The organism is Bacillus sp. ISL-75, assembly GCF_018613095.1.
This window is the reverse complement of record NZ_JAGGQX010000095.1, coordinates 1-9,504: the sequence shown is the minus strand read 5'-3', so window position 1 is coordinate 9,504 and position 9,504 is coordinate 1. Positions and strand designations below refer to the sequence as shown.

General features: G+C 36.9%; 8 protein-coding genes. All 8 read right to left on the bottom strand.

The genetic code is table 11. From position 1 onward, the window contains the following. The coding region (locus J7E63_RS28955; protein ID WP_215018771.1) for an ATP-binding cassette domain-containing protein at nt 1-505 on the bottom strand (505 nt) is incomplete at its 3' end. An 81-nt stretch (nt 506-586) separates the two neighbouring features. Beyond that, nucleotides 587-1,567, bottom strand: a complete 981-nt coding sequence (locus J7E63_RS28950; protein WP_215018770.1) for an ABC transporter substrate-binding protein — start codon at nt 1,565-1,567, stop codon at nt 587-589. 680 nt (nt 1,568-2,247) lie between these two features. Then, nucleotides 2,248-2,877: an AmiS/UreI family transporter gene (locus tag J7E63_RS28945; RefSeq protein ID WP_215018769.1), complete on the bottom strand. Its 630-nt coding sequence runs from the start codon at nt 2,875-2,877 to the stop codon at nt 2,248-2,250. Between the two features lie 102 nt (nt 2,878-2,979). Beyond that, nucleotides 2,980-4,161, bottom strand: a complete 1,182-nt coding sequence (locus J7E63_RS28940) for a NupC/NupG family nucleoside CNT transporter (RefSeq protein ID WP_215006701.1) — start codon at nt 4,159-4,161, stop codon at nt 2,980-2,982. 220 nt (nt 4,162-4,381) lie between these two features. Continuing rightward, nucleotides 4,382-5,683: a pyrimidine-nucleoside phosphorylase gene (locus J7E63_RS28935; protein WP_215018768.1), complete on the bottom strand. Its 1,302-nt coding sequence runs from the start codon at nt 5,681-5,683 to the stop codon at nt 4,382-4,384. Between the two features lie 933 nt (nt 5,684-6,616). Next, a complete protein-coding gene (locus J7E63_RS28930) occupies nt 6,617-7,591 on the bottom strand; it encodes a glycine-rich domain-containing protein (RefSeq protein WP_215018766.1) in 975 nt (324 codons plus the stop codon). 290 nt (nt 7,592-7,881) lie between these two features. Next, nucleotides 7,882-8,439 carry a DUF4240 domain-containing protein gene (locus tag J7E63_RS28925; RefSeq protein WP_215018764.1) on the bottom strand — a complete coding sequence of 186 codons (558 nt, stop codon included), beginning with the start codon at nt 8,437-8,439 and terminating at the stop codon, nt 7,882-7,884. Nucleotides 8,440-8,617: 178 nt separating this feature from the next. Continuing rightward, nucleotides 8,618-8,995, bottom strand: a complete 378-nt coding sequence (locus J7E63_RS28920) for a Gp49 family protein (protein ID WP_215018762.1) — start codon at nt 8,993-8,995, stop codon at nt 8,618-8,620. Nucleotides 8,996-9,504: the final 509 nt, after the last annotated feature.

Below are 9,504 nucleotides of genomic sequence, written 5' to 3'. Positions count from 1 at the left end.
TCTCCACCATTTGTTGTTGAGCCACGCTTAGGGTTGAAACCAATTGGCGTGGGTCAAGATTAGAACCCATTGAATCCAACACCTTTTGTGCACTTTTATGCACCTCTCCCCACTTAACCATCCCTAACCGATTTCTCGGAAAGGTTGAACCCATTAAGATATTTTCACTAATCGACAAATTGGGAGAAAGGCTTAACTCCTGATGAATAACATTTATACCTTTGTTCCTTGCATCAACAGGATCCTTCCACAAAGTTGGCTGACCTTTAAAATAGATCTTTCCACCATTATTATCAGGTGTATAGATCCCTGCTAATATTTTCATAAAAGTTGACTTTCCGGCTCCATTCTCACCCATTAAGGCATGTACTTCACCTGGATAAAGTTCAATTTTCACATTGTTTAATACGGTTACACCTGAGAACGTTTTACTAATTCCCTCCATATTTAACACTGGATTTTTATGACCATGTTGAACCTTCACTACCCGTTCTGTAACTGCCATACTTTTATCTCACCCCTTATTTTAATTTGAAAAGGGCTGAATAAGGGTTCTTCCTTATCAGCCCTTTTGATTGGAGGAGGCTTACCACCCTTGGTAAGAATCTAATTTATCTTGAGTAACAAGTTTAACCGGAACTTTAATAAGGTCTTCTACGTCTTCGCCATTTTTCACTTTCATTCCAATTTCAACTGCCTTTTTCACCATTTCACTTGGTGATTGCGCGGAAGTTGCCTTAATAGTACTTCCCTTTTTGGCCATCGCTTCTGTCACTTCAGGAGCACCATCTACGCCTACAATGAAAAATTCATCTTTACGATCAGCTTGCTCTTGAGCGATTTCAACACCGATTGCTTCAGGGTCATTGATGGCAAATACGGCGTCAATAGAGCCTGATGGATTAGCTTGTAAAATACTTTCCATAACGGTTAATGCCTTTTCACGATTTCCTTCGCCGTTTTGCTTCGCTACTATTTTAATTTTAGAATCTTTAATAGCATCCTCAAACCCTTTAATACGGTCTGTTACTGCTGAAACAGGAGGTCCATCAATGATAGCAATGTTTCCTTTTCCACCTAATTGTTCAATGATATATTCTCCAGCTAGTTTACCAGCTTGATAGTTATCCGATGTAACAGTAGCATCAACACCACCTTCAGCATTCGTATCTACAGCGATTACAGGAATACCAGCGTCTTTTGCCTGTTGAACAGCTGCTGCAATTCCTTTTGTATCAACAGCATTTAATAAAATTACATCTACTTTTTTTGTAATGAAGTTTTCAATTTGAGATGTTTGCTTTGCGAGATCATATTCAGCACTTTCAACAAAAACCTCTGCACCTAATTCTTTCCCTGCTTCTTCAACCCCTTTTGACATGGCAACAAAGAAAGGATTGGCCAAAGTACCCACAGTTAATCCAATTGATAACTTTTTGTCACCTTTTTGCTCTTTGTTATCTTTCGTAGATTCACTTGATGATTCACTAGCACTAGTACACGCAGTCATCACAACCATTACAAACATTAAAACTAGTATTAATAGCATTTTTACATTTTTTCTCATTATGATCCCCCTAGTTTTTATGAACTTAAAGATTATTTAAAGAAGTTAAATTTGTTATCGCTTTCAGTTTTAATTGCATCACCTCCTTAAAAATAGTTTTTAGGTTGTACAAATAGATCTATAAATCCTTTCTACTAGATTATTAGGTATAAACCCCTCTGTTACCGTTTTCATCTCTTTGAAAATAAAATCATTTCAATGATTATTTTTGGAGTTTTATTTGAACGTTATTGCTCGTTTATGATTGTTTTTGAATGTTTTAAGTTAATTCAGATTATATTATGGCTGTTTTTAATTGTCAACAATTCCATATTCAGACAAAAATATATTAATATAGCTAAATATGAACTATTCAAATAGAAGTTCTCACACATCGTGGCATATGTTTCAATGATGTTTGACAATCTTTTCTATAAAGAAAAGAACCTACTTTTTATGCTTATTTATTATATTGGTAAAACGCAACAAAAATAAAAAATAGATTCAGTACCTGTCACACCCCAGAAAGTTTTATCGTTTTTGTCGAAGGATATGACAGACAACGATAAACCAAAAACACCCTCTCTTACCAGAAAGGGTGTTTGGTTTATTTCTTTTGGGTTCGCAACGCACAGGCACCGTTCTCATAAAAAAACCTGTTTAGATTAAATCTACACAGGTTTTTGAAGCATATCTTTTGATTATATCACTTGAATTTCTTGTCCACTATTCTCTTTTTTAAATGAAAATTTCATTTTGAAAAGACTTACAACAAAATAGACAATCGCTAGAATTAAAACGAGGGTCCAGATTTGAGAGACAAGTCGTGTATTCCAAACACCTAAGAAATACAGCAAAGCTGGAATGGTCAGCGTTACCCATGACTGTACGAAAGCTACAATCCCAATGTACGTATCTATTTTCTTTTTAAGCGCATTTGATAAAAAGAACAGAAACCATAATAGTGCCCACATACCCCATGTTAATGCATTGACAACATCGTGAAAGTGAATAATCGATGTTAACGTATAGACGACTGCAATAATAGCGACCCATAAACTATACCAACCGAGACCGCTGCCATCAAGCCCTTTCAATACGGTCACCCCAACATATAAATAGGTTAAGCCAAATAGGAAAATAGATGCAACATTATAAAGTTCCCAATTATTTTGACCCGCTACAATCATTAAGTAAGATGGGATTATTATTTGAATAATTCCAACGAATATATTAAAAACACCTACACTTTTTGCTTCTGCCTTCCCCAATAGCATAAGACTGTTCAAAAATAATACTGCACCTGAGAGAAATAAACCAACAAAACTCATATTAATAGTTGTGAAAAACTATTTTCACAACCTTCCCCCCTTCCAAATGAAAAAACAATTTCTCTTCTCGATTAAGAAAAGAAATTGCCTTTTCAACCTTATTTATAAAACGATACTTACGATCACGGATGATAAAACACTAACTAATGTTGCTCCAAATAAAAGTTTTAGACCAAATCGTGCGACAGTGTTTCCCTTTTTTTCATTTAAGCTTTTTACGGCTCCTGCAACAATTCCTATCGAGGAGAAGTTTGCAAACGAGACAAGGAAGACAGAAATAATTCCTAATGTACGCGGGCTAAAGCTCTCCTGTATTTTTGCTAAATCCATCATCGCTACAAACTCATTTGTGACAAGCTTCGTTGCCATAATTCCCCCAGCTTGGACAGCTTCTGAAAATGGAACTCCCATGATAAAGGCAAATGGCGAAAAAATATATCCTAAAATTTCCTGGAATGAAATTCCGAAAACCATATCAAAAACACTATTGATACCAGCCATTAAAGCAACAAATCCAATCAACATAGCACCGACAATGACGGCTACTTTAAATCCATCCATAATATATTCGCCTAACATTTCAAAGAAGCTTTGCTTTTCCACATCTTGAATGTTGAGGATATCTTCGTCTTCTGGCACAGTATATGGATTAATAATCGATGAAATAATAAATCCGCCAAATAGGTTTATCACAAGTGCTGTCACAACATATCTTGGTTCAATCATTGTCATATACGCACCGACAATGGACATCGAAACCGTTGACATCGCGGACGCACATAATGTATATAAGCGATGGGCTGGCAGCAGGCCGAGCTGCTTTTTAACCGTAATAAATACCTCTGATTGACCAACGATCGCGGAAGCTACGGCATTGTATGACTCTAATTTACCCATACCATTTACTTTACTTAACAATAAGCCTATTGCTTTCATAATGATAGGGAGTATTTTAAAATGCTGGAATATCCCAATTAATACTGAAATGAACACGATTGGAAGTAATACATTAAGGAAGAACGACATTTCACCTTTATTCGCAAGCCCGCCAAACACAAAGGAAATACCGCTGGCTGCGTATTCTAATAATTTACTAAAAACGTCAGCAAATCCTTTAACTAAGACTAAACCAAATTTTGTATTTAATAATAATGCCGCTAATATTACTTGAATGATGACCATTAGGATAATCGGTTTGATTTTAATATTTTTCTTATTATTACTCGCAACAAAAGCAAGTCCAAAAACAACAAGTAATCCAATGATGGCTATGATGTATTTCATGATTTCCTCCACAATGATGTATTTTATTCTAAGATGTAAATGATTCCGAACCTGACTACAGGGCTATACAGCTGCACCGACTTGAAAGTTTGAATATGGCGTATAGGCTTATTTCCGAGCCTCGATCGCTTGATCAATTAATTTATTATTCTCCATTCATGATTTTTCTATAAGAAAACAAAAAGCCTGAGACTGACCAACAAGCCCACCTCGTCAGGGATTAATGGATTTCTGTATAAATAAGTGTTGGTTGAGCTACTTTTTCTTCAACTAGTTTGTAGGCTGCGTAAATTTTCTCGATGACTTCTTGAACATTCTCACGATTACTGTGGATCGTCACAAGTGCGTCACCCTGTTGGACAAAATCGCCTACTTTTTTGTGGAGAACAACGCCTACTGCCAAATCAATGACCGATTCTTTAGTGATGCGTCCAGCTCCTAACATCATTGCGGCAATCCCAATCATCTCGGCAGTGATTTCAGCAACACATCCTGTTTTTAGGGCTGGTACTTCGATCGAATATTTAGCTGTAGGAAGTTTTGTAGGATCATCAACAACAGAAGCGTCTCCACCTTGGGCTGCAAGGAATGTTTTAAAGGATTGTAATGCTTTTCCGTTTCGGATCGACTCTTCCAACATTTCACGCGCTTGTTGCAGATCGGCTGCTTTTTCTGCTAGGACGACCATATGGCTGCCAAGTGTTAAACATAATTCATGTAAATCCTCTGGACCTTGTCCACGAAGGGTATCAATTGCTTCTTTCACTTCTAAAGCATTTCCTACGGCAAACCCGAGCGGCTGGCTCATATCAGAAATGATCGCTTTTGTCTTCCGTCCTACACCATTTCCAATGTCCACCATTGTCTGTGCCAATTCTTTCGCATCGTCGAGATTCTTCATGAAAGCCCCACTGCCTGTTTTCACATCAAGAACAATCGCATCTGCTCCTGCGGCAATTTTTTTACTCATAATTGAGCTTGCAATAAGCGGAATCGAATCGACTGTAGCGGTTACATCTCTTAAGGCATAAAGCTTTTTATCTGCAGGTGTTAAATTGGCACTTTGGCCGATTACAGCAATTTTATTTTTGTTCACTAAACGAATAAACTCGTCATTTGTAATTTCAACATGAAAACCTTTAACTGATTCTAATTTATCAATCGTGCCGCCGGTGTGCCCAAGACCTCTGCCAGACATTTTGGCAATAGGTACCCCAACAGAGGCGACTAATGGCGCTAACACAAGTGTGGTTGTATCACCAACACCGCCAGTACTATGCTTATCTACTTTAATTCCTTCAATTCCGGATAAATCGATTTGATCCCCAGAGTTAACCATCGCTTCCGTCAAATAGACGCGTTCTTCTTTGGACATTCCTTGGAAAAATACCGCCATTGAAAATGCAGACATTTGATAGTCAGGAATACTTCCGTTGGTAAATCCATTTATTAAAAACTGAATTTCTCCGTTTGTTAATTCAAGACCATTACGTTTTTTCTCAATAATATCAACCATTCTCATATCGTTTTCCCCCTAAATTTAGGTTAAAGTCTTTATATATATTTTAAAGAAAGTTTAAGATCATTAAAGTTACAAACTGTTCAGCTGCTAAATACTAGTAGAAATCTGACTAATAACTTCTTGAAATCTTGGTTTGTGTTTTCCCAAAGCGAACGCTTTCATCTATCCACTTATTATTTCAAAATAACTATAGCACAGATAGTGAACAAATGTTAAGTAACATTTGAACAAAATTCAAACTTATTTTTTACCATATTCGCCATCTTCGTCCTAAATAACATTCATATCAGCAAATATGCACTATATTTAAGAATTTACTGAACTTTTGTAAAAGTAAACTAGAAAAATTGTAAAGATTGGTAATGTACAATGCTCCTTGTTATTTCATCTACTAATTCAACTGGGTTTGCAAAACGATTGGAGTTAAAAGCAGGAAATGGATGATCTACCGATATATCCGATCGTGGAAAGATGGAGATAGATAATAAAATGAGGTGAAATGGGTGTTTTAGCTGTAGATAGGAAAACCACTTCTCTTTTTTTAAAAAGCTTTGTTAATTAACTTTGTTGCCATTTTTACATTTACGAAAAAGGGAGCTTTCGCGGTGCATGAAAGAACGTTCCATTGACCGTTTGAGGAAAACAGAGTAGTCCCTCGGGCATTAAAACATCGTTAGAGTGACCGTTCGATTTAAAAAAGCCCTCACCTGGGCACTGTAACACCATTAGAGTGAGCGTTCGATGAAAAAAGGCTCTCACTTGGGCACTGTAACACCGTTAGAGTGACCGTTCGATTAAAAAAAGCTCTCACTCGGGCACTGTAACACCGTTAGAGTGACCGTTCGATTAAAAAAAGCCCTCACTCGGGCACTGTAACATCGACCGATGACCCTTTATTTTCCGGTGAACAGGCTTTATGAACTAAAGCTTACCCTATGAGGAACATCCGCTACCACAACTAGAACAACTTGAGCAACTTGAACCTCCATCATGACCGCCTCCGTGACCTCCATCCCCATGACCAGAACCATCCGAAGCAGTCCCGCAAAAGATGGCAGTTGAGCAGCCGCTAGTGTAATTGGCCGCGTTGGCATACGTATACGCACTCGCATACTTCCAATAATCATCAAAATAAAAGTAAGAGAAAAACACCATTACAAGAGACAGGTTGGTCATTTCACCGTACCTTCTCTGCTTAGCAAACTGACCTTTTTCGTCCACTTGATACATAACTTCCGCATCACTTACCTGCTGCTTCATTTTTCTGACGAGATACTCAACTGTATTCCTATTATCTTCATTAACTTTAAAATATCTATTAATCAGCCATTCATTACTTTCTTCCTTGAATTCTTGTAAGACCCTCTTATCAATTGGATATTTAAAAAAACTTCCCCAAGATTTCCAACTAAATTCAGTGATCGTAAACAACTGTGAAAACACCCAATCAAAAAAAGCTCGTTCCTGTGGTGCAGGAGTTGGACTAGTATTAGGCGTATGATGCAGCATTTTCCCAACAAATCGCTCCGAAAAAGTTTGATATTTTTGCGTAAAAAGCAGCATCGTATGCCAAACCTCATCCACTTCTTCACTGAACATAGGCGTTTCCTTTAACATAGCTGCAAGCAATAAATAACGCTTTAATTCAAAAAGCCGCCATTCAAATTCATCTTCCGACCGTTTCGGATTATCTTGAAGAAAACGCTGCTTCACTTGTTCAACATAGTCTGAATTCAAGGCGGAATCTAATTTTTCAAGCAATGGTGTCACAGGAACAGGGGTAAGCACTCCCAAATGCTCAGGTATATTTTCTTTCGCTAATTTAGGTCGGTTCCTTGCCGCTAGTACCACTACTCCTGTAACCACTCCTGCTAGCAATAAAGCGGCAGTTACAATTCCTGCAACCAAATGAATCACCTTCCTTACTTTATAATAGTTTAATACGTGTTAAAATTTGCGAACAGTGACTGTCACTGTTCGCCTATGGTGAGTCCTAAAAATAACCCAAAATTAAACCTATCGAGGCTTAATTTTGGGTTTTGATTTTATTCGGCCCATACGTACCAAGGATTCCAGCGATCCAATCAAACGTTTGATTAGTTTTTTTAGACCTTATGTACCAATGACAAACAGTGCAGTCACTACTTACCAACCAAAATCTACCACTTAACCTTACAGTCCCTCCAAATGAGAGCGACTTAACCTAGAGGATCTTCTCCAAATCGTTCCCAAAGATTTGGAAACATCACTTCTAGATCATCTTCGTCTTCCCAATCAAATTCAATTTCTGTATTATCTACCAATCCCTTTTGAGACAGCAACTCTAGCATCTCGTCATACAAATCTTCATCCCAATCTTCTGGGTCACCATCCTTTTTCAGTGTATAGGCATCAAAACCTACATTTAGAAAATCCTCGTATTCCGGAACACCTTCATCTCCCAAATTTTCATCAGTTATATAATTTGCCAAAAAATCGGGTTCCTTCAGTGTTTTCTCGTATACCTCTTGTCCTTGTGAAATGAGCCATCCTCTAAAATAATCAAAAGAATCATCAGAGCATCCTCCCATGATCAGATAGGCAGCACCCCATAGATGAGATTGATAGCTTTCCTTCATGTAACTTTCGAAAGTAAACTCAAAATCCACGATTTCATCTATCGACTTCTTACTAAGTTCTTTTGTTAACCATTCAACCTGGTCTTCTTTGGAAGACTTGGACTGCTCTATTAAATTCCAGTATTCCGTTTTATTCACTCTATGACCCCTCCAGTATATGCAGATATTACTCAATTACCATTTTTCCTTTTACCAAAAATATTTATTAATTCCTATCATATCAAGTATCACAATTTATTCACAATCAAAAAAAACTGCGATATCGTTAAGTAGTATCGCCATTCTAAGGGTTCTACTCCTTTTTAATAATTTGCTATTATACTAGGTATGCCCCTAAGGCCACCATTGCTTTCTTTAATGCTTGTTCATAGGCCTTATCCTTACCCACTACAGTACGAAAATCTGCAACATCTCGAACTGTCGAACGTCCTTCAATTTCATACCCATTATTAAAAATAAGAAGACATATCGTTGATTTATCACTCATACGATGGAATTTTTTCTCTACGAGCATTTCTTCTAATTTAATCCGTTTTTCATCCTTAATCGGATGGGTTCGAGAATACGGGATGACGATATGGTCGTACATATGGTGATTCTTACAAGTTACGATAAGAATTTTTTCCCCTTTATGTTCCACTTGATTGATCTCTCCGCATTTTGGACAAATACTATCTATGGACATACTTACCATTTACCGCACTCCCTTTAAATTATTTGGTTAATAGGATAAAAACATCTTAGAACAAAGGTTGTGTTACTTTATATATTTCATTTCCGGAAAAAAATACCTTCTAATATTGAAGGTACTTAATTTTTCTTACATTGGATTTACGCCTTACAAAAGCAGAACTACTTTCCAATATATGATTTAAAAACCATATCTAACTAAATACAACAAAACACTCCAATTAGGGTTTAACGGAAGGTTATTTGGCATAAACATTTTAGTATACCACGAGGTTATTAATCTTTTTATTGAAAATTGTCGACAAACTATTAGCTGGTTTAGCATTCCTGTAGATCGTTAAATATCAGGTTTGAAAAAAATAAAGCCCCTCAGTAAGATATGAGTATAGACACCACTCTAACTCAGACTCTTAAGGAGGAAGCCCTACTATGAATTTTAAAATGCAAGACAAACAAAATCAACTAATAGAAAGAATTTCCGATACACATCTTATTGTTGGTAAAGACATTGCT